Origin of the sequence: Prauserella muralis, from assembly GCF_003202285.1 — a bacterium.
GTDB classification, from domain to species: Bacteria; Actinomycetota; Actinomycetes; order Mycobacteriales; family Pseudonocardiaceae; genus Prauserella_B; species Prauserella_B muralis.
The window spans coordinates 62,194-82,924 of sequence record NZ_CM009984.1; the positions used below are offsets into that span (position 1 = coordinate 62,194).

Annotated in this window: 25 protein-coding genes; 19 read left to right on the forward strand and 6 right to left on the reverse strand. The window is 72.1% G+C overall.

Features of this window, described 5'->3' with window-relative positions; genetic code table 11:
* Positions 1-81 precede the first annotated feature (81 nt).
* Positions 82-2,283, forward strand: coding sequence for a hypothetical protein (locus BAY60_RS00380; RefSeq protein ID WP_146770956.1), 2,202 nt, complete (start codon positions 82-84; stop codon positions 2,281-2,283).
* 188 nt (positions 2,284-2,471) lie between these two features.
* Here BAY60_RS00380 and BAY60_RS00385 read toward each other — a convergent pair whose 3' ends face one another.
* Positions 2,472-2,783 carry a hypothetical protein gene (locus BAY60_RS00385; protein ID WP_112278811.1) on the reverse strand — a complete coding sequence of 104 codons (312 nt, stop codon included), beginning with the start codon at positions 2,781-2,783 and terminating at the stop codon, positions 2,472-2,474.
* Between the two features lie 154 nt (positions 2,784-2,937).
* On the opposite strand from BAY60_RS00385, the gene BAY60_RS00390 reads away from it, so the two are divergent.
* The 10 genes from BAY60_RS00390 (at position 2,938) to BAY60_RS00435 (ending at position 9,700) form a co-directional block, all read left to right on the forward strand.
* Positions 2,938-3,804, forward strand: a complete 867-nt coding sequence (locus BAY60_RS00390) for a hypothetical protein (RefSeq protein ID WP_112278812.1) — start codon at positions 2,938-2,940, stop codon at positions 3,802-3,804.
* Positions 3,801-4,649, forward strand: coding sequence for a WhiB family transcriptional regulator (locus tag BAY60_RS00395; RefSeq protein ID WP_112278813.1), 849 nt, complete (start codon positions 3,801-3,803; stop codon positions 4,647-4,649). The genes BAY60_RS00390 and BAY60_RS00395 overlap by 4 nt, the downstream gene beginning before the upstream one ends.
* Positions 4,649-5,467: a metal-dependent hydrolase gene (locus BAY60_RS00400; protein ID WP_342769736.1), complete on the forward strand. Its 819-nt coding sequence runs from the start codon at positions 4,649-4,651 to the stop codon at positions 5,465-5,467. Before BAY60_RS00395 ends, BAY60_RS00400 begins: the two co-directional genes overlap by 1 nt.
* A complete protein-coding gene (locus BAY60_RS00405; RefSeq protein ID WP_112278815.1) occupies positions 5,464-5,727 on the forward strand; it encodes a hypothetical protein in 264 nt (87 codons plus the stop codon). Before BAY60_RS00400 ends, BAY60_RS00405 begins: the two co-directional genes overlap by 4 nt.
* A gap of 87 nt (positions 5,728-5,814) precedes the next feature.
* The gene (locus BAY60_RS00410; protein ID WP_112278816.1) at positions 5,815-5,955 is read left to right on the forward strand and encodes a lasso RiPP family leader peptide-containing protein; all 141 of its coding nucleotides are present in this window, start codon (positions 5,815-5,817) and stop codon (positions 5,953-5,955) included.
* Between the two features lie 9 nt (positions 5,956-5,964).
* Positions 5,965-7,665, forward strand: a complete 1,701-nt coding sequence (locus BAY60_RS00415; protein WP_112278817.1) for an asparagine synthase-related protein — start codon at positions 5,965-5,967, stop codon at positions 7,663-7,665.
* Positions 7,598-7,783: a hypothetical protein gene (locus BAY60_RS00420; protein WP_112278818.1), complete on the forward strand. Its 186-nt coding sequence runs from the start codon at positions 7,598-7,600 to the stop codon at positions 7,781-7,783. The genes BAY60_RS00415 and BAY60_RS00420 overlap by 68 nt, the downstream gene beginning before the upstream one ends.
* A complete protein-coding gene (locus BAY60_RS00425; protein WP_112278819.1) occupies positions 7,777-8,070 on the forward strand; it encodes a PqqD family peptide modification chaperone in 294 nt (97 codons plus the stop codon). Before BAY60_RS00420 ends, BAY60_RS00425 begins: the two co-directional genes overlap by 7 nt.
* Positions 8,067-8,516, forward strand: a complete 450-nt coding sequence (locus tag BAY60_RS00430) for a lasso peptide biosynthesis B2 protein (protein ID WP_112278820.1) — start codon at positions 8,067-8,069, stop codon at positions 8,514-8,516. Before BAY60_RS00425 ends, BAY60_RS00430 begins: the two co-directional genes overlap by 4 nt.
* Positions 8,513-9,700 carry a protein-L-isoaspartate O-methyltransferase family protein gene (locus BAY60_RS00435; RefSeq protein WP_112278821.1) on the forward strand — a complete coding sequence of 396 codons (1,188 nt, stop codon included), beginning with the start codon at positions 8,513-8,515 and terminating at the stop codon, positions 9,698-9,700. The genes BAY60_RS00430 and BAY60_RS00435 overlap by 4 nt, the downstream gene beginning before the upstream one ends.
* Before the next feature lie 172 nt (positions 9,701-9,872).
* Here the strand turns inward: BAY60_RS00435 and ligD are convergent, their stop codons facing one another.
* On the reverse strand, positions 9,873-10,805 hold the full coding sequence (gene ligD / locus BAY60_RS00440) for a non-homologous end-joining DNA ligase (RefSeq protein WP_112278885.1): 933 nt from the start codon (positions 10,803-10,805) through the stop codon (positions 9,873-9,875).
* Between the two features lie 296 nt (positions 10,806-11,101).
* Between ligD and BAY60_RS00445 the strand changes: the two genes are divergently transcribed.
* Together BAY60_RS00445 and BAY60_RS00450 are read left to right on the forward strand one after the other, a co-directional pair.
* Positions 11,102-11,302 (forward strand): hypothetical protein, encoded by a 201-nt coding sequence (locus tag BAY60_RS00445; RefSeq protein ID WP_146770957.1) that lies wholly within the window; start codon positions 11,102-11,104, stop codon positions 11,300-11,302.
* Between the two features lie 318 nt (positions 11,303-11,620).
* Positions 11,621-11,956, forward strand: coding sequence for a hypothetical protein (locus BAY60_RS00450; protein WP_112278823.1), 336 nt, complete (start codon positions 11,621-11,623; stop codon positions 11,954-11,956).
* Positions 11,957-12,000: 44 nt separating this feature from the next.
* Here the strand turns inward: BAY60_RS00450 and BAY60_RS00455 are convergent, their stop codons facing one another.
* Complete coding sequence (locus BAY60_RS00455; protein WP_112278824.1) at positions 12,001-12,294, reverse strand: helix-turn-helix domain-containing protein; 294 nt, start codon at positions 12,292-12,294, stop codon at positions 12,001-12,003.
* Between the two features lie 147 nt (positions 12,295-12,441).
* On the opposite strand from BAY60_RS00455, the gene BAY60_RS00460 reads away from it, so the two are divergent.
* The 4 genes from BAY60_RS00460 to BAY60_RS00475 all read left to right on the forward strand — a co-directional run bounded on the left by BAY60_RS00460 (position 12,442) and on the right by BAY60_RS00475 (position 14,517).
* Positions 12,442-13,161, forward strand: coding sequence for a hypothetical protein (locus BAY60_RS00460; RefSeq protein ID WP_112278825.1), 720 nt, complete (start codon positions 12,442-12,444; stop codon positions 13,159-13,161).
* On the forward strand, positions 13,158-13,448 hold the full coding sequence (locus tag BAY60_RS00465) for a hypothetical protein (protein ID WP_245992224.1): 291 nt from the start codon (positions 13,158-13,160) through the stop codon (positions 13,446-13,448). Before BAY60_RS00460 ends, BAY60_RS00465 begins: the two co-directional genes overlap by 4 nt.
* Before the next feature lie 137 nt (positions 13,449-13,585).
* Positions 13,586-13,900 (forward strand): hypothetical protein, encoded by a 315-nt coding sequence (locus BAY60_RS00470; RefSeq protein ID WP_245992226.1) that lies wholly within the window; start codon positions 13,586-13,588, stop codon positions 13,898-13,900.
* 230 nt (positions 13,901-14,130) lie between these two features.
* Positions 14,131-14,517, forward strand: coding sequence for a hypothetical protein (locus BAY60_RS00475; protein ID WP_112278826.1), 387 nt, complete (start codon positions 14,131-14,133; stop codon positions 14,515-14,517).
* 41 nt (positions 14,518-14,558) lie between these two features.
* Here the strand turns inward: BAY60_RS00475 and BAY60_RS00480 are convergent, their stop codons facing one another.
* The gene (locus tag BAY60_RS00480) at positions 14,559-17,918 is read right to left on the reverse strand and encodes an error-prone DNA polymerase (protein WP_425466432.1); all 3,360 of its coding nucleotides are present in this window, start codon (positions 17,916-17,918) and stop codon (positions 14,559-14,561) included.
* Between the two features lie 135 nt (positions 17,919-18,053).
* Positions 18,054-18,197, reverse strand: a complete 144-nt coding sequence (locus BAY60_RS00485) for a hypothetical protein (protein ID WP_211787788.1) — start codon at positions 18,195-18,197, stop codon at positions 18,054-18,056.
* A gap of 302 nt (positions 18,198-18,499) precedes the next feature.
* On the opposite strand from BAY60_RS00485, the gene BAY60_RS00490 reads away from it, so the two are divergent.
* Positions 18,500-19,339 (forward strand): RNA polymerase sigma factor, encoded by an 840-nt coding sequence (locus BAY60_RS00490; RefSeq protein WP_112278828.1) that lies wholly within the window; start codon positions 18,500-18,502, stop codon positions 19,337-19,339.
* A complete protein-coding gene (locus BAY60_RS00495; protein WP_112278829.1) occupies positions 19,336-20,010 on the forward strand; it encodes a sigma factor-like helix-turn-helix DNA-binding protein in 675 nt (224 codons plus the stop codon). Before BAY60_RS00490 ends, BAY60_RS00495 begins: the two co-directional genes overlap by 4 nt.
* A gap of 365 nt (positions 20,011-20,375) precedes the next feature.
* Here BAY60_RS00495 and BAY60_RS00500 read toward each other — a convergent pair whose 3' ends face one another.
* Positions 20,376-20,663 carry a hypothetical protein gene (locus BAY60_RS00500; RefSeq protein WP_112278830.1) on the reverse strand — a complete coding sequence of 96 codons (288 nt, stop codon included), beginning with the start codon at positions 20,661-20,663 and terminating at the stop codon, positions 20,376-20,378.
* Between the last annotated feature and the right edge of the window lie 68 nt (positions 20,664-20,731).

Genomic DNA, 20,731 nt, shown 5'->3' on the forward strand with positions numbered 1-20,731 from the left:
TCCCGCACACCCTTCGCCCCGTCGCTGGGGGTGTGCGGGCGCCGTGGCCGACACCGGCCAGACCAGGAGGGACTCAACGCCATGCCGAAAACCGCATCTCGCCCCGCCGCGCGCGGGCAGGGCGGTCGCCCGGCGACCGTGACGCCGGAGCTGCAGCAGCACATCGAGCGCACCGCGGCCAGCTTCGCCGAGGCCACCATGCAGGCGATGGCGGCGCTGCCCGAGGACGCCAGCGTCGACCAGACCGTCCGCGGCGCCGCAGACGACGCCACGAACGCTGCCCAGCCCCGCAACCGTGCCCAGCGGCGCGCCGCGCAGCGCTCCGAACGCAAGCTGCTGGCCGAGCTTGAGCGCCGCAACCGCAAGCAACTGATGCCGCACTACATCGCGGCCGGTCTGCTCGGCCTGGCGCAAGTGGTGCACTCGCTGGCGATTCAGGCACAGGCGGCCGGGGTCGCGGCAGTGGTGACCGGCCTGGCCTGCGCGACGGCGGGCGCGGTGGGCCACGTGTGGCTGCGGCGCCGCGAGCACGCTCTCGCCGAGTGGACCCTGTGGTCGGCACTGCTGACCACCGCGACCTCGCTGTGGATGGTGATCGCGGTGACCGCCGGGGTCACCTGGGGCAGCCTGGCGTTGGCGCTGGCCGGCGATTACGCCTTCGGCGCCCGCTGGTGGGCGGCCAACCGCCATCCCGAGGCTGTCGAACCCGCACCCGAGACCGAGCTGGCGCCGGTCGAGGTGGACGAGTCGATGCTGGCGCTCTACCCACGCCGCTGGGCCGAGTACCTCGGCGGCAGCGGCTGCGTGCTGGCCGGATCCCAGCTGGTCAGCGGAGAGCCGTTCGAGCACGGCATCGAATACGTGCTGCGGCTGCGCCCGGGCAAGCACGACCTGGACATGGTGCGCTCGAACATGTCCAAGATCGCCAGCGGGCTCGGGCACCCGGAGACCAAGCTGACCGTCGATCCCGTCGAGGAGAACCCGGCGCTGGCCCGGTTCCGCGTGGTCACCGCCTCGCCGGTCGCCGGGGACGTGTACTTCCACGGCCCGCAGTTCGTCGACGGCCGGATCGTGCTCGGCCCCTACATCGACGGGCTGGGCGACGCGGTGTGGCGGCTGTACACCGACAACAGCATCTGGGGCGGGCTGATCGTCGGCGGCACCGGGTCGGGCAAGTCGCGGCTCATCGACGTCATCGCCTTGACCGCGCTGTACACCGCCTGCACCTACGTCATCCACGTCGACGGCCAGGACGGCATGTCCTGCCCCCAACTGTGGGAGCACGCCCAGGAACGCTACGGCGCCGACGACGCCGAGTACGCGCTGCGTCGGCTGATCGCCATGCAGCAGTACCGGCAACGCAACCGCCGCGGCGGCGGCCACGGGTTCAACCCGTCCCCGGACTATCCCGGCATCCTCGTCATCGTCGACGAGGCGCACGTCGTGGTCACCAAGGACAACGCCGACAAGTGGGCCAAGCTCGCCCGCGAGGCCCGCAAGGTCGGCATCGCGGTGATCATGGCCGACCAGGACGGATCGCTGGAGACGTTCAAAAAGTCGGTGCTGCGCGGCAGCCTGCGCGCGGGCAACGCGGTCGGGCTGCGCACCGACGAGCGCAGCCAGGGCCAGATCCTGTCGCACGGCCAGTTCAACCTGCACGATCTGCCCGCCATCCCTGGCTACGGCCACACCCTCGGCGAAACCGCCCGGCACGCCCCGTTCAAGAACCGCTGGGTGCCCACCCGCGAGGACGCGGCCAAGGGCGCGTCCAAGGGCAAGTCCTTTCCGAAGGAGCTGCTGCTGGTCGAGGACTGGTACGAGCAGGCCACGAAGATCGACCTGGACCACGGCACCCGCGCTGCCGGGGACCGGGCCCGCCGCGACTCCATCGCCACGCCGACAGCACCGGCCGCGGCCTCCGCAGCCGGGACGACCGCGGTGACCGGCCACGGCGGCGCCACGCCGCAGCCGACGCGGATGGTGCTGCCCACCGTGCCCAAGCCGCGCGGCACCGATGGTGCGGCCGCGCCGAACTCGGCGCCGGTGGCGCCGGTGGCGGCGGCATCGACTCCGTCGCCGGGCCCGGAGCTGTCCGACTCCGAGCAACGCGTGCTCGCAGCGGTCCGGGCTGGCTACGCCCAGCCGGGCGCGATCGCCGAGCACGTCGGACTCACCCGCCAGCGGGTCGGTGCGCTGCTCGGCGCGCTGGCCGGCAAGGAGCTGGTCACCAAGACCGGTAGCGGACCAGCGGTGCGCTACGAGGCCACCACCACGGCGGCCTGACCTGTCCGTCCGGGCGGCGTGGGAGACGCCCTGAGAAAGCAGCCCGCGCCGCCCGGCGGTCCCACACCAACCCGCAGGAAGGAAAAACCGGTGCACACACACCCGATCTGGAGCCCTACTGCCGCGCTGAGCGGCTGGCAAGGCACGCCGTCGGCGGCGGCGCGGTCATGGCGCGGTAGGCGCCGGGGTCACGCGATGCTGTTGTACACGTCCTCGGCCAGCTCGCGGATGCGCGAGGCGACCTCGTTCTCGGGCCACCCCTGCCCGCGCCGTCCCTCGGTGACCATCAGCAGCACGCGGCGTCGCAGCTCGGCGTCGGGCTCGTCCTTGGCCTTGCGCAGCCAGGTGGTCAAATCGCGGACCAGCGGCCGGAGCGCCTTGTTGCTGTTGGGCGGCCCGAGGACGTGCACCGCGGCCTGCGTGGCGACGAACCGGTTGATCACCTCCGGGCGCAGGCCACCCAGGCGCGCCGCGTGGGAAAAGGTCTCCGTGTCGCTCACGCGCCCAGGATACCTGGCCGCACCGGCCGGGCCCGCCACCGAATCACCGCACTGAGCTGCACAAACACCGGCGCCGGGGACGGCTGACGCCCTGAGAAAGCACCGCCGCTCCCGGCCTGCGCACACACCCAACCCAACGACGGAAGGAACCGGCATGCCCTCCACAGTCCTGCCCGCGGTACCGGCGCCGCTGCTGCGCGGGCCGCTGCACGCCGACGAGGACCACCCCGGCTGTGTGGCGCTGGGGCCCACCCCGGACGGCGCGGGCCATGCCCGCTACCCGCTGGCCACCCCGCGCCGGATGCGGCACGGGGTGATCGTCGGCGACCCCGGCACCGGTGTCGGCAACCTGACGACCGTGCTCGCGGTGACCGCGCGGGCCACGATGCCGCTGGTCACCGCCTACATCAACGGGTGCCCCCGGCTCACGAACCCAGCGCTGGCCCACCAGTCCACCGTGCTGCTCGACGGCGCCGAGGTCGCTGACGTCGCCAGGACCGCGCTCGCCGCCCTGCAGCGGGCCGTGGCCGCCCGCGCCGCGCTGCTGGCCGACCTGCGGGCCAGCAGCTACCCGGCGGCGGGACTGCCCGCCCTGCTCGTGCTCATCGCAGGCGCCCACCACGTCTTCGACGGTCACGGCGAGCGCTGGGCCGCGGTGCTGCGCCAGGCCGGCACGCTGGGCATCGGGGTGGTGGCCACCGTGCCTGCGCTCACGCTGTCCTCGTTCGGGGGCAGCTCGACGCTGCGCAGCCTGCTCCTCGCCCAGCTCGTTGCCCTGCGCTCGAGTTGCCCCATCACCCACGACCTCGCCGCGGCCCCGGCCGAGACCCCGACCGGGGTGGGGCGGCTGATCGTCGGCGGCGAACACGTCCAGTTCGTCTCGTTCCGGCTGTCCGCGGGTGGCACCCACGCGCTGGCCGAGCGCGGCCGCCGTCGGTGGCTGGTGGCCTACCCGGACACCGGGCTGGACGGCCCGACCCGGGAGGCCTTCGGCCGCCTGGTGCACCGGGGGGCCGCGTGAGCGCGGCCGCTGCGACGCAGACGCGCACGGCGTCCCTCGACCGCGGCGGCTGCCCGGCACGTCGCCACGGCACCAGAAGCGCGCGCCTGCATTACCGGTGCGAGTGTCCAGACGCGATCGCGAAGTCGCGGCGCTACGAACGCCTCGAAGCGGCCGGGCGCGGGCATCTGGATCCCGACATCGACCACCGGGTCAACCGCCTGGGCAGTGTCCGCCGCGTGCGTGCGCTGTGCGCGCTCGGATTCCCCGTGGCCGAACTCGACGTCATGCTCCGCGAGCTGGGCGTCAAGAGCGGGGTGCATTTCCTCTACAGCCGGGGCCGTCGGCGCGTGTACCAGTCCACCGCCCGCGTCGTGGACGTCCTCTATCAGCAGTTGCGGCACACACGCCCGGCGGGCGTGCGCCGCCGCCACGCCCGCGAGCATTGGCACACGCCCGACGAGTGGGACTTGGTGGACATCGACGACCCCAACGCCGACCCCTGCACCGTGCTGCAGCGGGACAACGTGTTCAAGCCGCGGGTCTCGGCCGATGCCTACACCGCCGACGGGCGGCTGGTGTTGTGCCGTACGCACCCGCGGCCGGTCCTGTGGGACGGCGACACCGCACGCGAGGCCCGTCAGGCGATCGCGGTCTGCGCCCAGTGTCCGATCATCCGCGATTGCCTGCGGACCGCGCTGCTCAACGGCGAGGAGCACGGCGTGTGGGGCGGGTTATCGGCGCCGCAACGCCAGCAGGTTCGCCAGCAGCTGCAGAACCAGCTGTCCGGGCGTGCGATGGCGGGCTCGGCAGAGCTGCGGCGCGTGCTGGACACCTTCGCGCCGCAGGAGGTGAGGCGCCCGTGATGGGCCGTACCCATGCCTTGACCGGGGCGTTAGCCGGGCTGCTGGTTGGTCGTCTGATCGGGCTCGACACGCAAGCGGCGCAGCAGCCCGGGCCGAGCTGGGCCGCGCTCGGCCCGTTCGCCGCGGTGACCGCCGGCTACGCCCTCCTGCCGGACCTCGATCACCCCTCGTCGTCGGGCACACGGCTGCTCGGCCCGCTCACCGGGTGGCTCTCCCGTGGGCTGCGGGCCGCCTCGCGCTGGGTCTACGAGCGCACCAAGGGCCCGGCCGACGAACCGGGCGGACAACATCGGCACCTGACGCACACGCTGGTGTTCGCGGCCGCGCTGGGTGGGCTGTGCGCCGCCACGACCACCGCCTGGGGGCCGTGGGCCGTGGCCGCGTGGCTGACGTTGGGGCTGCTGCTGGCGGCGGATCGGCTGGGCCCGGCCGTGCTGCTCGCCTACGGCGTCGGTGCCGGGCTGTCGCTGCCGCTGACGTCACGCGGGCAGCCGGATGGGCAGGCGGTGCTCGCCATGCTGGATGCTTCCTCCGGCTGGCTCGGCCTGGCGGTCGCGCTGGGCTGCCTCGTGCACTGCCTCGGCGATGCGCTCACCGAATCCGGCTGCCCGTTGCTGTGGCCGTTCCTGCCGATCCGGGGCGAAACCTGGTATGAGATCCGGCCCCCGCGCTGGTTGCGGTTTCGCACCGGCCAGCGGTTCGAGCAGCTGGTGATGTTCCCGGCCGTCGCCCTCGGCTGCGTGGCCGCGATCCCCGGCCTCCTCCCGCAGCTGGGCGGGCTTGCCGCGCATCTGAGCGCAGGAGGTGCGCTGGGATGACTCACCAACTCGACACGCTCGCCTGGCCGCAGGTGAGCCAGATGAGCGTGGAGGAACGGCTGTGGCGCGCCGACGAGTGCCGCACCCTCGTCACCGCTCTCAGAGAGCAGGCCGGCGTGCTCCACGCTGGCGCGCCCGCGCAGGCGCCCCTGGCCATCCAGCAGCTCAACGAGTTCGCCGAACGGCTGCTGCGCCGTGCGGCACGCCTGGACATCCCGACCCGACGCGGCGCGGCGACACCCCGCGGCCTGCCGTGCTGACACCCCAGCTCAACCGGCCCACCCGGGGCCGGTGAGGAAGTCCTCGTCCGTCGTGGTCGAGGCAGTCCCAAGAGGAGGAGAACAGTGATGCAGCAATCCCAGCGTGCCCAGGTGCCGCCGTACGAGCCGCCGCTGGTGACCGAGGTCGGCGACTTCGGCACGGTGACCGAGGGGCAGTACTCGAAGTCGATCTCCGATGACGGAGACGCCGGCGGGTACTGGGAGTGACCCACGCTGATGTCGAACGCTGACCGCCGCGGGCTCGGCAGTCCCCACTGGTGGTGCGCGCTACCAGATGTGGCCGCTGCCGGGCCCGCGGCGGCCGCGCTGTCCACGGTGGGGGTCGTGGCGGCGCGGCATCCGAGTGGACGTCCCTGGTTGGTCACCGCAGCGCAGGCCCCGCCGCCGCACATCGTCGGCGGCGGCGCGCGTGCCGTGGCCGTGCTCGGCGCGGCCGTGTCCGCCGAGCTGCGCGTGACGCGCAAGAGAAGCCAGTGCGAGGTGCAGCAGTGGGCACGCCAGACCGGCAGCGCCCATGTGGTGACCTCCGAGCCGGGCGGCCGGGTGTGTGCGGTGGCCGACGCGGCCGGGTTCCGGCGGGTGTTCACCGCGGTCGCCGGGGGCGTGGCGGTGGCAGCCAGCCACGCCGAGATCCTGCGACGGCTGATCGGCGCCCCGGTGGACCGTGCGTGGGTCGCGGCCAAGCTGGCGAGCCCGGAAATGCCCAGCGTGCTGCGCCAGGCCCGCTCACCGTTCGTGGGAGTCAGCCCGGTCCCGGCCGGATGCGTGGCCGAACTCGAGGGCCACACGGTGCGGGTGCGGCCGTGGTGGGGCCCGCCGGAGCCGCAACTCTCGCTGTCTGAGGGCGCGCAGCTGCTGCGGGACGCGCTGACCCGGGCCGTGCGCGGGCGAGCCGACCACGGCGCAGGGCCGGTGTCGGTGCAGCTCTCCGGCGGCCTCGATTCCGCCGCGATCGCGCTGCTGGCCGCCGAGTCCGCTCCGCTGCTGGTCACCACCGCCGGGGCGTCCCCGGTCGATGACGACCTGGCCTGGGCGCGGCGCGTGGCGCACGAGATTGCGGGTGGTGAGCACCGTGTGCTCGGGGTGGGGGAGACGCCGCCGTTGTTCGCCGAGCTGGACCGCGCCGTCGCGGGGATGGACGAGCCGTGCTCGTTCGCCGCGGGCGCGGCACGGCAACGCCATGCCGCCGCCGTGCTGGCCGAGCGCGGCGTCGCCCTGCATGCCAACGGTCAGGGAGGCGACGAAGTGCTGCTGGCGCCGTGGGCGTTCCTGCCGGGCCTGCTGCACCAGCAGCCGCGCCGCGGGTGGCGACAGCTGCGGGGCTTCGCCGCACTGCGGGGCCTGCGAGTCTGCTCCGTCCTGCGTGCGGCCATGGCCCCGCCCGTGAGCTTCGCGCGCTGGCTGGACGGTGCCCGAGCTGGGCTGCGCCGGGAGGTCACCGGGCCAGCCGCGGCGCTGGGGTGGGAGGCGCCGCCGCTGTTGCCGGAATGGGCCAGCGACGAGGCAGCCGCGCTGGCCGCGACGGCGATCGCCGAGGCGGCACCGTCGCCGCTGCATCACGACGTGGCGGTGCACGCGGCGCTCACGCGCATCCGCGCCTCGGCCTACCGTGCCGCGCTGTACGCCGACGCCATGGCCGCGGCCGGTGTGCCGACGGTGATGCCGTTCTTCGACCACGACGTGCTCACCGCGTGCCTGTCCACCAGAGCAGATCACCGCACCGACCCGTGGACGCCGAAACCGCTGCTCCGACAGGCTTTTCCCGAGTGGGAAGGGCTGCTGGCTCGACGCACAAAGGGCCACTACAACACCGACATCTACCGGGGGCTGGAGCAGCCAGAAGGACCAGGTGCGCGATCTGCTCGCCGACTCGCGGCTGGTCGAGCTCGGCCTCATCGAGCGCCGCACGCTGCATGAGCAGCTGGCGGAGTTCGGGCCGAATGGGCTGCCGCCCGCGTTCGTCACCGACCTCGTCGCACTGGAAGTCTGGCTGGGCCACCAGCCACCGCCACTGAGCTGGGGAGACCGATGCTGAAACCGCAATCTCGGCGCCGATGCCGCCCCGACGAGCCCCTGCGGCTCGGCCGCGCGGTGACCACCGCACCGGTCAGCGACGGCGTGATGCTCATCGACGAGCGCCGCGGCCACACGGTGCACCTCAACGCCACCGCCGCCCTCATGCTGCGCGCGCTGCTCACCGGCGGCCACGACAATGCAGTCACCGTGGTGCGCGGACGCTTCGGGGTCACCGAGGACACCGCACGCCACGACCTCGACCGGCTGCTACGCGAGCTGACACGGCGCCGGCTGGTGCGGCGATGAGCGCCCCGGTCGTGCTCGAACAGCAGGTCCCGCTCAGCCGCGGCGAGCGACTGCGCGCGCTGACCGCGGTGGCCACCGCCCGACTGCTGCTGGCGGCCACCCGCGCCCGGCCAGCCCGGCTACGGCGGCTGCTGCAGCTGCTCGTTCGCGAGGGACGTCCAGCGTCGCTGCCCATGGCGGTGCGCGCCCGCGCCGCCGTGGTCACGGTGTCGCTGCACGCCGCCAGCGACCACGGGTGCCTGCTGCGTTCGATCGCCATCCTGCTGGCCTGCCGGGCAGCCGGATACACGCTCACCTGGCGGGTCGGCGTCGTCTCACCACCCCCGGCATCGCACGCCTGGGTCGAGGCCGACGACACGCCGGTGGGCGAGCCGTTCGACCCGCGCCTGCTCTACAGCCCCATCATCACTGTCCGACCCTGCGGAAAGGGGACGCTGCCACGATGAGCACCTTCACCGACCACACCACCGACCTGGGCGACCGCCTACGCGCATACGCGGCCGGGCTGCGCAAGCTCGGCGCGATCCGCAGCGACACGGTGGAGGAGGCCTTCGCCACCGTGCCGCGGCACCGATTCCTGCGCTCGTTCTACTACCGATCCGACCGCATCACCCTCACACCCGGCACGCTGCCGCCCGAGCAGCTGCTGGACGTCATCTATGCCAACAACGCGCTGTTCACCCATGACGGCAGCGACGGCGACCCGACCTCGTCGTCGTCCGGGCCGAGCGTGATGGCGCGAATGCTGGAAGCGCTGCAGCTGCGGCCGGGCCTGCGCGTGCTGGAGATCGGCGCCGGAACCGGATACAACGCCGCGCTGATCACCACCATCACCGGGGCCGAGGTCACCACCATCGAAGCGGGCCGCGTCGCCGCGACCGGCGCCGCCGCCGCGCTCGCCGAGCTGGGACTGGACGATCGGGTACGGGTCGTGCACGGCGACGGCTATCGCGGCACCCCAGGAAGCGAGCGCTACGACCGGATCATCGTCACCTGCGGCATCGCCGGTATCCCGACCGGCTGGCTGGACCAGCTCACCGACGACGGCCTCATCCTGGCACCGCTCGCGCACGCCGGTGTGCATCCGATCGTGGCCGCCCGCCGCCCGGCGGGACCCGCGGGACCGCTCAACGGGCGCTGCGTGCTGTGGGCCGATTTCATGCCCGCGGCCGGGCCGCTGCGGCCCGCCGAACTCGTCACGCACGACCCCCGCGTCGCGATCCCGGCCCTGCAGGTGCGCCGCCTGCCCACCGCAGCACCCGCCCTGCAGCTGCCCCAATACAACGACCTGTCGTTCTTTCTCGGCGCCCGCGACACCCTCACCAGCCGGGCCTATCTCGATCACCGCGACTTCGTCGCCGCGCACGGGGCCACCGCGCTGGTCGACGGCGATTCGGCGGCCTGGGTGCAACAGACTGGCGACGTCCTGCTCGCCGGCGCCGAGGCCGTCACCTCGCGTCTGTGTGACCGTCTGGCCGACCTCGTCGCCACGTGGCAGGCCAGCGGGCAGCCCACCGCGGCGGGCTGGTCGACGCAGCTGCAACCACACCCGGCGACCGCGCACGCACCGCTGATGACGCCGACCCGCTGGGTGCCGCCCACGACCCCCGGCTCCGGGCAAGGCCGCTGAACCCCGGGCAACCGGCTTGAACGCAGCACAGGCCCCGGCGGATGACCCCACCGGGCTGCGTCCTGCTCGCGGTCGGCTCGCGGTCCTCACAGCGCTTCCACTGCCCTGCGAAACCGGGCGTTTTCGCGCTCGGTGCTGGCATGACCAGCGGTAACCCCCGCGTGGGAGTGGGTCACGCGCGCCGTGTCTCGCCGGGTTCGCGGTCCGGACGGAGTCCGCGCCAGGAGGGGTGGCGCAGCCTGCCGTCGCCGGTCCACTGTCGGTGCTCGACCTCGCCGACCAGCACCGGCTCGACCCAGGTGGCGCGGCGCGCGTACTCGCGGGGGATCGCGACGTCGAACGGGCTGGTCGGCCGCTGCAGCGGTCGTAGCCGATGGAGCATGTCGGCCAGCGCGTGGTCGCTGAATCCGGTGCCCACGTGTCCGGCATAGATCAGCCGGTTCTGGTCGTCGTGCACCCCGAGCAGCAGCGATCCCAGCGACCCGGCGCGGCGGCCTTCGCCGGGTGTCCAGCCGCCGATGATGACCTCCTGGGTGAGCCGCAGCGGGGTTTTGATCCAGTCGCGGGAGCGGCGGCCGGGCTGGTAGCGGGAGTCCAGCCGCTTCGCGACCAGGCCTTCGAGGCCGTACTCGGCGGCGACGTCGAGCAGCGCCTGGCCCTCGACGTGGGTGTAGTGATCCGGGGTGCGCACCCGCGGCGGATCGTCGAGGTTGAGCTCGGCGAGCCGGTCCCGCCGCTGGTGGTAGGGCTCGCCGAGCAGGCTGCGGCCGCCTGCCTGCAGCAGGTCGAATGCGTAGAAGGCGACGGGGTAGTCGCGCAGCAGGCGTTCGGTGGGCTGGCGGACGTGCATGCGGGCCTGCAGTCGGCCGAAATCCGGACGTCCTGCCGCATCGAGGGTGACGATTTCGCCGTCCAGCAGGACGGGCTGCCGCAGCAGGCTGGTCAGTTGTCGCAGCTCGGGGTAGGTGGCGGTGATCGTGCGCTGGTTGCGCGACCACGCCGTGAGCGTGTCGCCGTCGACGGCCACGATCGCGCGGACGCCGTCCCATTTGAACTCATACGCCCACCCCGATCCGCTGGGCAGTTCACCCAGGGTGGCCAGCATCGGCGCGACAGGATCCACCCGGCTGATTTTCACCTGGCGCAACCGGCGGCGCAGGGCGTCTCACCCGGGCAGGCACGGGCCGCGGCCGAGGCCGCGGTGTGACCGTGTGCTCGCGGGCGGGCGGCTCGTAGGGCGGGAGCGGCACGAGGGGATCCATGTTCCGTGCGACGGGGGCGCGCCAGGTGGCGCTCCCGGGTTCACGCGAACGTGGCCAGCCCCGCCCAGGCGCGCACGGGCGGCCGAGGTCAACGGCGGTGTCTGGCCCTACAGGTGCCGCCCGTGCCACCGTGAAGCTCATGACCAGTGACCGCAGTCTGTGCTCGTGGCCGGACGAGGCCGCCGCAGTGCCCGCGCGGGCCGCGCTCTTGCGCATCGCCCTGGCCGAGTGGGACGCCGGGCGGGCTGGCCGGGTCGGCGAGCAGGCCGGGCTGGCCACCGCGCGCACGATCGTGGCGGAGTTGACCGGCCTGCCCGCCATCGGCGAGGCCGCGCCGTGACCGCAGAGCGTTCAGGGTCTGTGCGCTGAGCGGTGGCGGCAGCGGTTCGCTGTCGATGTCGGCCTGCCACGCCAGCAGCAACATCCACACCGCGTCGATGTCGCCCACGATCGGCCTCCCGCGAGGTTGTCCCCGTGTCAGTCGACAACACCGCGACCGCCGTTACCCCGAGATCCGTACTCGGGTTGCAGGCGGCGCCCACACCCGGCGAGTGAGTGTCCGTCCCTGGGCCCCGCCGCACCGGATGAGCTGGGACAACGCCGATGCTATTCCGATCGTCATAAGGTTGATCGGCATAAGCATCGACTCTGAGGGGGCATGATGATCCCTGACCAGTTGGCCGAGCGCATCGTCGCGGCCAAGAAGTTCGCGACGGCGGCACTCAACGACGTCGACCTGTCCCCGTCCCCGGTCCGCGACCGCGCTGCGCACGAGCGGCAGGCCAGCCAGATGGACACCTACGCCCGGGCACTGGATGCCCTGGCGGAGCTGTTCCAGCAGGCCCGGGACGCGCTGACACCGGATGCTCCAGGGTGGCTGCCGGTCGCGCTGGCCTCGGCCGCCGAGGGCGAACGTGCCCACGCCCAGAGATACCGCGACTACGCCGAGGCCGAGCGGCGCGGCGCAGCCATTCCCGGTCACGCCGAGCGGTAACGGCGCAAGACCCGGCGGCGTACCCTCGTCCGGGGCGGCGTGTCTTAGGCGTCGGGGTCTTTGCCCGGGGGCGGGGCGGGCAGGTTCGCCATGATCTCGCCGAGGTCCATCTCCAGGGCGTGCACGATGCGGGCCAGGACAAGGATCGAGGGATTGGTCTCGGCACGCTCGATCTCGCCGATGTAGGTCCAGTGCACGCGAGCGCGGCGGCCGAGCCGCTCCAGGCTCCAGGGCTTGGGCTGCTTGCCCTGGCGGGCCGCGCGGAGACGTTCCCCCAGCACACGAGCGAACTCCGAGGGCTGCTCGTCGGAGTCTGGGGTCGGCTCGTGGCGGGACATGGCCCGCTATGCCTATCGGCATGAAGTGGATCAAGCCAGAGGCGATCACCACAAGGTGACAGACCTTATGTCTATCGTCTTAAATCGGCAGTAGGGGCAGCTCGCCGCACCGGTGCTGCCGCCGCGTGGGGAGCTGGAGGGTCTGCCATGTATGCGACGCCACCGTGGGAGCCGACGGCGATCAAGGTGACCACGGTCAACCACGCGTACTGGTGGCAGATCGGCGAGGTCGAGGATTGGCCGGTGCGCTGGACGGTGCAGCTCGCCGTGGCAAATGACAGTCGCCTGGTGTGCCCGCCGGACGTGCGCTACGTCGGCGAGATCGAGCTGGCCGTGGCCGAGCTGACCGAGGATGCGCATCACCTGCCGTCAGGCGCGGCAGGCACGTGGGCGCGGGAATTCCTGGCCGAGGCTGTCACCGCGCCCGGCAGCGGCGTGCTCGTCGAGGAGCTGGACCAGCGGCTGGCCCCTGGGCCGGCGGCGGCCGTGCTGCTACACCGCATGTACCTGGCCGACGCCTGGCGCGGGTGCGGCCTGGCCCCGGCGTTGCTGTCGGCGGCGCTGCGCCGCTTCGTCCCGATGGCCCGGCTGGCGGCGCGCCGGGTTCGCCCGGCCGATCTGGCTGAGCTGGTGCCGGGCTTGACCCGTGTCGAGACCGAATCCGCGGCCCGGCACGCGGCCCGGCTGCTGGAGCGGGCCGGGTTCGCCGTCTGGAATGGGGTGCACGTGGCAGGACTGCACGATGCGCCCCACTACGGCCGGCTGGTCGAGTACGTCACCGGCCAGGAACTGGAGGACGCCATCGACAGCTTCTTCAGCACCGACACCGACGACGGCGACGAAACCCCGTGGTCGGAGTGCTCATGACCGATGCCCACCCGGCACGCACCAGCGCACCGGCCGACGGCACGACCCGGCTCGTGGCCGCCCGGCTGCGCCCCGGCATCCTCCTGCCCAGCGGCCGCATCACCGGCGAGACCGACCGCATAGTGCATCTGTTCCCGCTCCCGCTCGGCGCAGCCCGGCCTGACCGGCTCACCTCGCTGTGCGGCGAGCTGGTGATCACCCCTGGCATCGCCGAGGTACTCACGCGCCTCGGCGGTATGCCCTGCGCAGCGTGTCTCGCACTGGCCACCGGCGTGGCGTCCGGGTAGCCCCCTGCCCGGCCGCCCGGCATCGCGGCCCCGCGCTGTCCTCCCCCTCTCGCGCGGGGCCGCGATGCAGCCCCTCACCTGCCTGGTCCTCGTCGCGTTGGGGGGGAAGAGTCGGTGCTCGGGCGCATACTGGGCCGGTGAGCGCTGAGCCGATCCCGCTGTTCCCGGTGAACCGGGTCGATCCGCCCCGGTTCGCCGCCGCCCAGCACCGCCTCTTCGCCGGGATGAACCTGCGCATCGGCACCTCGGCCACCGTCCATGGCGTGACCTGGCGAGACTGGATCAACGGCCTGACGTTGCCCGCCCCCGCCTGCAGGCAAGGCTGGTCCGGACTCGGCGCCGCCGGTGAACTGCTGCCGACCACCCACTGGGTCACGTGCCGCAAGTGTCAACGCATCCTCGGACCCGACGGACCCGACCAGGACCAGGCCCCGTTGTTCGAGCTGCACTGACCAACACCTCGCCGCGCGGCCCGCGGTGCGTGCGCAGTCGCCGGCGCGGCGACGCAGCGGCCGGGCCGCGGTGTGGCTATGCTGTGCGCGGCGGCGCGCCCGCCCGATTCCCAGCCGAGCGTGGACCCACGCAGCTCGGCGACGTGGACAAGGTGTCTCCGACCCAGCGCAGCCGTCGCTGACCTGGTCTCCAGCGGCATGGGCGTGGGCATGCCGTGTGAGGAGTTCCTGTGCAGCACCGCCGCAGCCGGGCCGCCCAGCGCGCGATTCGCCTCCACATGCACCTTTCCGGGGTGCCTTACACCGTTGCCGCCCGGCGGGTCCGCGCCGCGCAGCGCGAGTACGAGCGTCAGGTGCAGTTGCTGGCCGCCGCCGCGTCGCGCAAGCCGCGGCGCTGCGCCGAGGGCGGGTGCGAATCGGTCGACCTGGTCACCGGCGGCATCAGCCTCGTCGACAGCCACAGCTTCACCTGCTACCACTGCGGCTGGGAGGTGTGCGTCGTGTGTGGCCGCAAGCCCGTCAACCACGGCTTCGAACTGTGTGGCTGCGCCGATGAGGCGATCCGGGCGCACGCCACCGCTTACGCCGCACCCGTGGACGGCGTGCATCCCGAGTGAACAGCCCGCCAGAGCGGACGTTTCGTAGGCGATGGTGGCGCTCACCGGTAGTCGCGGGAGGGGCTGGCGAGGTCGCCGAGCTGCAGGGGTTCGAGTCGATCGGCGACGAGGTTGGTGGCGCCGTGGGCGTTTTCGACGATGCCGCGCACGAGCAGGGCGCTGGCGTTGCGCAGCAGGGCGGTGTGGCGTCGCCGCAGGCCGGCTGAGACCACGACGTTGGCCATGCCGCTCTCGTCTTCGATGTTGAGGAAGGTGATCCCGCCGGCGGTGGGTGGGCGTTGGCGGTGGGTGATGGCGCCGCCGACGAGGACGCGGGTGCCGTGGCCGGTGTCGCGTAGCCGGGCGGTGGGTAGGGCGCCGAGCTGGTCGAGGTGTGCGCGCAGGAGTTGGACGGGGTGCTGGTCGGGGGAGATGCCGGTGGCCCAGACGTCGGCGGCGAGCAGTTCCCAGCGGGTCATGCCGGGCAGCGCGGGTGGTGGGGTGGCGGTGCTGGTGCCGGGCAGCATCCCGGCCCGGTGCCGGGCGGCGGCCCCGGCCTCCCACAGCGCCGCCCGCCGCGAGCCGCCACCGCGATGGGGCAGGGCCCCGGCGGTGGCCAGCGCTTCCAGCTGGGGTTTGTCCAGCTCGACGCGTTCGGCGAGCTCGGTGACGTCGCGGAACGGGCCGCCGCTCTGGCGGGCGGTCGTGATGCGGGTGGCGGGCTGGGTGCCCAGGCCGCGGACACCGGCCAGGCCGAGCCGCACGGCCTGCCCGCCGGCCGAGTCCGGGTCGGGTTCGAGACTGGCGTGGACGTCGGAGCAGTTGAGGTCGACGCCGCGCACCCGCACGCCGTGGCGGCGGGCGTCGGCGACCAGGCTCTGCGGGGAGTAGAAGCCCATCGGCTGGGCGCGCAGCAGCCCGGCGCAGAACGCGGCCGGGTAGTGGCACTTCAAAAACGCACTGGCGAACACCAAATGCGCGAACGACAGGGCGTGTGACTGGGGGAAGCCGTAGTCGGCGAACGCGGCCATCTGCCCGAACAGCACCTGGGCATCCCGGCCGACGAGGCCGTTGCGGGCGGCGCCGTCGAGGAACCGCTGCCGCAGCAACGCCATCTTGCGGCCGGAGCGTTTCGAGCCCATCGCCCGGCGCAGGGCGTCGGCCTCGGCGGCGGTGAAGCCGGCGACGTCGATCGCGAGCTGCATGACCTGCTCCTGGAACAGAATGACGCCGAGGGTGCGGTCGAGTGCGTTGGCCATGTTGGGGTGCAGGTGCTGCCAGGGCTCCCCGCCGCGGCGACGCAGGTAGGGGTGCACGGCGCCGCCCTGGATCGGGCCCGGGCGGATGAGCGCGACCTCGACGGCCAGGTCCCACATCGTGCGCGGCCGCAGCCGGGGCAGGGTGGCCATCTGCGCGCGGGACTCGATCTGGAACACCCCGACGGTGTCGGCGGCGCAGATCATGTCCCACACCGCCTCGTCGTCCAGCGGCAGGTGCGCCAGATCCACCCGCACACCGTGGGCCTGCTCGATGAGGTCGACGGTGTAGTGGATCGCCGAGAGCATCCCGAGCCCGAGCAGGTCGATCTTGACCAGCCCGGCGGCGGCGCAGTCGTCCTTGTCCCACTGCAGGACGGTGCGGTTGTCCATGCGGGCGTGCTCGACGGGGCAGACCTCGCTGACCGGGCGGTCGCAGAGCACCATGCCGCCGGAGTGGATGCCCAGGTGCCGGGGCGCACCCTCCAGCGCGCCGGCCACCGCGAGCACCTGCGGCGGGATGCTCTGCCCGTCGCCGCCCGCGCTGGGTGCTGCCGCGGCGGGGCCGGGGGTGTCGTCGCCGCTGTCCAGCGGCGGCCCCCACGGGTCGACGAGCTTGGCCAGCGCGTCGATGCTGCCGGGGGAGTGGCCCAGCGCGCGGGCGGCGTCGCGCACCGCCGAGCGGGCCCGGTAGGTGATCACGTTGGCCACCTGCGCGGCGCGGGTTCGGCCGTAGCGGGTGTAGACGTGCTGGATGACCTCCTCGCGGCGGTCGGCCTCGATGTCGAGGTCGATGTCGGGATAGGTGTCGCGCTCGGAGGACAGGAACCGCTCGAACAGCAGGTGCCACTCGACCGGGTCGCAGTTGGTGATCCCCAGCGCGTAGCAGACCGCCGAGTTCGCGGCCGAGCCACGGCCCTGCACATAGATGTCGCAGCGACGGCAGAAGGCCACGATCTCCCAGACGATGAGGAAGTAGCCGGCGAACCCCAGATCGGCGATCACAGCGAGCTCGTGCTCCAGCTGGGCGTAGGCATCCGGGTTGCTGGCGGGCGGGCCGTAACGCTCGGCCGCGCCCTCGAGGGTCAGGTGGCGCAGCCAGCTCTGCGGGGTGTGCCCGTCGGGCACCTCGGCCGGGGGCAGGTCCGGGGCGATCAGCTGCAGATCCAGCGCCAGCCGCACCCCGAGCAGCGCCGCGTTCTGCACCGCACCCGGCCAGCGACCAAACCACTGCTGCATCTCGGTCCCGGAGCGCAGGTGCGCCATGCCGGAGGCGCGCAGCCAGCCCTCCATCTCATCCAGCGACCGGCGGGCCCGGATCGCCGAGACGACCTGCCCCAGCGGCGCCCGCTCGGGCCGGTGATAGTGCGCGGCCGTCGTCGCCACCACCGGCAGGCCCAGCTCCCCAGCGAGCGCGGACAGCGCGTCGTTGCGCGTCGAGCACCGCGCCGTGCCCTCGTTGGTCAGCTCCACCGCCACATGCTCGCCGCCGAACACCGCCACCAGCTCCCGCAGCGCGCTACGGGCGGCGTCCGGGCCCCCGGCCTCGAGGGCCTGGCGCACCGCGCCGCGGCGGCAGCCGGTCAGCACCTGCACATGCCCGGCCAGCTCGGTCGCCACCTCGTCGCGGTCGTAGACCGGACGGCCCTTCTCCCCGCCGCGCAGATGCGCCGCCGAGATCACCCGGCACAACCGCGCGTAGCCCTCAGTGCCGCGGGCCAGCACCAGCAGATGCTGCCCGCCCGGGTCGGTCGGACCCGCCCGCTCGCCGGGCCGATCCAGGCCCAGCTCCGCGCCGACGACCAGCCGCACCCCCAGCTCCCGGGCCGCCTCGGCGGCCCGCACCACCCCGTACAACCCATCATGGTCGGTGATCGCCACCGCATCCAACCCGAGCCGCGCGGCCTCCTCCACCAGCTCCTCCGGATCGCTGGCCCCGTCCAAGAAGCTGAAGTTCGAATGCGCGTGCAGCTCCGCGTAGGGCACCCGAGGCTGGCCCGGGTTGTCGTCGCCGCGCCGCTCCCACAGATCCGGCGGCGGCACATAGCCATCCCGCGCCGCCCGCGACACCGGGCTGTCCCGGCCATCCGGCGGCGGGGCCTCGCGCCCGGACAGCCGCCGCTCCAGCTCCGCCCAACTCGACCCGCCACCGCTGGAAAACGCCACGATCCCTCCCGCATCACACGCTGCGCGTGTGCGCCGGGGGAAGCAGCGCACTCAAACAACAGTTCGAATTATGAGGGGAGGTCGTTCCGGGCCACCACTCCTGGGGTGGTCAGAGCGGCATGCTCGGTGGCGCTATCACCCGATGGCTTTGTGTAGAAACATCACCGAGCTGCCGCTGGCGCCCAGGCCGGCCAGGACGGAGGCGGCGGTGTTGCCGCCGGCGAGATAGGTGAGCGCTCCGATGATGAAGCCGCATACGACACCAAGCAGCAAGATCACCGCGGAACGGACGGTCAGCAGCGGGGGAGGGGTGGGGGATGGCTTGGACATGGGTCGGTCAGTCTCTCCAAAGGACGGGGCCGGGTCGGGGTTGTGTCGTGTGACTGCTATGTCGGGTGTGGGCGCTAGAGTGACGCCCTGACCTGCAAAAACACGATTCAAAGATATTTCCGCTGCCGCGTAACTTCGGCCGGACTGCCCGACATAGGAAGGGACGTCTACGTGCGAAGCCGTGGGGGTCGCGCCAGCGAGCGCCGCGGGTCGAGGGTGGACATCCCATCCGTTCGGAGAGGTAGAGGCTGATGCAGGCTCGGGCGCGCGCGGCTGGCGATAGCCAGCAGGTAGACGTCGCGCCCGACGACGCCTCGAGACATACAACCCCAATAGATGCTCAGAATGTCGACTTTCTGGGCGTGTTGGAGGCCGAGGACGACGAGGTTAGGCGGCGGGCTGAGTCGCTGCAGCGACGGCTTCGCGATCGGGAGCTGCGTGAGGAACTGGTTGCCGAGGATTTCGGAGGACCGGCGTGGAAAAGGTTCGCCGAAGAGCTGGCCCGGTACGGCGTGGCCGTGATGCTCGCCTGGCTGCGCACCGGAGAGATCTTCGTCCAATGCAAGAGGAAGGGCTGGCCGGTGGGAACGAGTCCTTCGACATGGCGTGATGACGATCAGATTGATCTGGCCCATGACACAGTCGTCGCAGCCATCAACCTCTTCAAGAGGGACGCCCTGAAGAAGGGCGGCTGGAGCTGGGAGGGCGGAGCTAGCCTGAAGACCTACTTCATCGGCGCGTGCGTGCTGAGTTTTCCCAGCATCTACCGGGTGTGGAGGAACCATCACGCGGACGAGCTGAAGTGCTCAGCCCTGGGCCTCCACACCGATTTGGAGACCACATCGGGCGATCTGCTCGCTCAGCGGGCACCCCAACCCGAAACGATCGTGACCCTGCGGCACCAGCTCGAGGGCGGCTTGGACGAGCTGCCGGACCCTCGCACGCGGACCGCCGTCCTAGCTCTCGCGTTGGGCTACTCCTACGACGAGATCGCGGAGATCCTCAGCACGGACACCGAGGTGTCGCGCGGCACCGTGGCGCAACTGCTGATACGTCACCGGCGACGTATCGGGAAGGGAACGGACCAATGACCGACTCCACCGTGGTCGAAACGAACAGGGTTGACGACCTCATCGAGGGATCCTCCTTCGGCACCCCGGGTGCCCGCAGCCTGCGTGAGCGCACGTCACCGACCGTCGCCCGCAGACTTGCCAACCGCGCTGCCCGGCATGACCTCACCGGCCGGGCAGGCGGCGAGATCAGCAACGAGCTCTATCCGTTGATCGAACCAGCCAAGCACGGCGACAGGGACGCCATCGACGCCATGTTCAAGCACCTGCGCCCCGTGTTCTTTCGGTACTGCCGGGCGCGGTTGGGGAGACCATTCAGCACGCCAGACGGCATCGCGGAAGAAGTCTTTGTGCAGGTCTTTGCGGCATTGCCGGACTACGAAGACCCGCCTGCGTTGTTCCTCAAGTCTGTCTACCAGCGAGCCTTCGCCGCGGTCGACGAGGTGCAGAGCCAGGCATTGTCCGGAATACCCAACGGTCCAGAAGCACCACCTCAGATGACGCAGCTGCTCAACCGTCTGTCGAAGCTGCAGCGAGAAGTCACCGTCCTTCGCATCGTCGTGGGTCTGGACGCGCGCGATACTGCCCTGCTCTTGGACATCTCGGCACCGGGTGTGCGCTCCGCCCAGCACCGGGCAATAACCAGGCTGCGCAAGCTGATCGAGATCGAGGACGTGTCCTTGCCGGCGTGACAAGCGCGAACGGCAGCTCGGCTTCGGCGAGTCGGCCAATTGCCCGGGTTGAGGCACTAAATGGTCGCAGCGGTGGTCTATCACGTGTGCCGCTTTCGCTGTCGCAGCGGACGCCATCGCGGAACAGGTGGCGAGGCACAGAACCCGAATGTCGGTACTACAAGCGTCGTCTGGCGCCCCACACCCACGGGCGGACGAGGCCCGAAACGGCCAGCGCACCTAGTGGAGGTGACGAAGGCCGTCGAGGACACGGAGAAGCAAGGTCAGCCGAGGCTCGCAGTCGAGGTCGATGGTGGGCCACCGGGGCTCTGGGATGTCGACCAACGGCAGCGGCTGGGTGGGGTGGTTCTCGTCGATCTCGTAGCTCATGCGGCTGGGCCAGCCGCCGGGCGCTCGCGCGCGGTCTCGTACACCTCGTCGTTGTCGACGGCGGTCGGCGGTACCGCAGCAGGCTCTTCAATGTCGGTGTCAATCGCGGCCACGTTGGTCCGGATGTGGGCGGCAAGGCACTCGAGGCCGTCTGCAATGGCGGTGAGCCTGTCCTGGGGCAGCGTGCCGTCGTCGAGGTTGTTCATCAGGTCGAGCACGACGAGCCCGAGGTTGGTGTTGATGCTGCGCAGGTGCGCCAGCAGCTCCCGGTCGCGGCGAATCATTGTCCGGACGCTACGAGCGATCTGGAGGCTGAAGGGGGAAGAAAGGGGGAAAGCTCAGTACGGTGGGT

Excerpts from the sequence above, each read along its gene's own strand:
- BAY60_RS00430 (WP_112278820.1), top strand. The coding sequence starts at position 8,067 with ATGAGCGCCCCGGTCGTGCTCGAACAGCAGGTCCCGCTCAGCCGCGGC.
- BAY60_RS00500 (WP_112278830.1), bottom strand. The coding sequence starts at position 20,663 with ATGATTCGCCGCGACCGGGAGCTGCTGGCGCACCTGCGCAGCATCAAC.
- BAY60_RS00445 (WP_146770957.1), top strand. The coding sequence starts at position 11,102 with ATGACCAGTGACCGCAGTCTGTGCTCGTGGCCGGACGAGGCCGCCGCA.
- BAY60_RS00410 (WP_112278816.1), top strand. The coding sequence starts at position 5,815 with ATGCAGCAATCCCAGCGTGCCCAGGTGCCGCCGTACGAGCCGCCGCTG.
- BAY60_RS00490 (WP_112278828.1), top strand. The coding sequence starts at position 18,500 with ATGCAGGCTCGGGCGCGCGCGGCTGGCGATAGCCAGCAGGTAGACGTC.
- BAY60_RS00435 (WP_112278821.1), top strand. The coding sequence starts at position 8,513 with ATGAGCACCTTCACCGACCACACCACCGACCTGGGCGACCGCCTACGC.
- BAY60_RS00400 (WP_342769736.1), top strand. The coding sequence starts at position 4,649 with ATGGGCCGTACCCATGCCTTGACCGGGGCGTTAGCCGGGCTGCTGGTT.
- BAY60_RS00495 (WP_112278829.1), top strand. The coding sequence starts at position 19,336 with ATGACCGACTCCACCGTGGTCGAAACGAACAGGGTTGACGACCTCATC.
- BAY60_RS00460 (WP_112278825.1), top strand. The coding sequence starts at position 12,442 with ATGTATGCGACGCCACCGTGGGAGCCGACGGCGATCAAGGTGACCACG.
- BAY60_RS00455 (WP_112278824.1), bottom strand. The coding sequence starts at position 12,294 with ATGTCCCGCCACGAGCCGACCCCAGACTCCGACGAGCAGCCCTCGGAG.
- ligD (WP_112278885.1), bottom strand. The coding sequence starts at position 10,805 with ATGCTGGCCACCCTGGGTGAACTGCCCAGCGGATCGGGGTGGGCGTAT.
- BAY60_RS00465 (WP_245992224.1), top strand. The coding sequence starts at position 13,158 with ATGACCGATGCCCACCCGGCACGCACCAGCGCACCGGCCGACGGCACG.
- BAY60_RS00425 (WP_112278819.1), top strand. The coding sequence starts at position 7,777 with ATGCTGAAACCGCAATCTCGGCGCCGATGCCGCCCCGACGAGCCCCTG.
- BAY60_RS00415 (WP_112278817.1), top strand. The coding sequence starts at position 5,965 with ATGTCGAACGCTGACCGCCGCGGGCTCGGCAGTCCCCACTGGTGGTGC.
- BAY60_RS00405 (WP_112278815.1), top strand. The coding sequence starts at position 5,464 with ATGACTCACCAACTCGACACGCTCGCCTGGCCGCAGGTGAGCCAGATG.
- BAY60_RS00390 (WP_112278812.1), top strand. The coding sequence starts at position 2,938 with ATGCCCTCCACAGTCCTGCCCGCGGTACCGGCGCCGCTGCTGCGCGGG.
- BAY60_RS00450 (WP_112278823.1), top strand. The coding sequence starts at position 11,621 with ATGATGATCCCTGACCAGTTGGCCGAGCGCATCGTCGCGGCCAAGAAG.
- BAY60_RS00380 (WP_146770956.1), top strand. The coding sequence starts at position 82 with ATGCCGAAAACCGCATCTCGCCCCGCCGCGCGCGGGCAGGGCGGTCGC.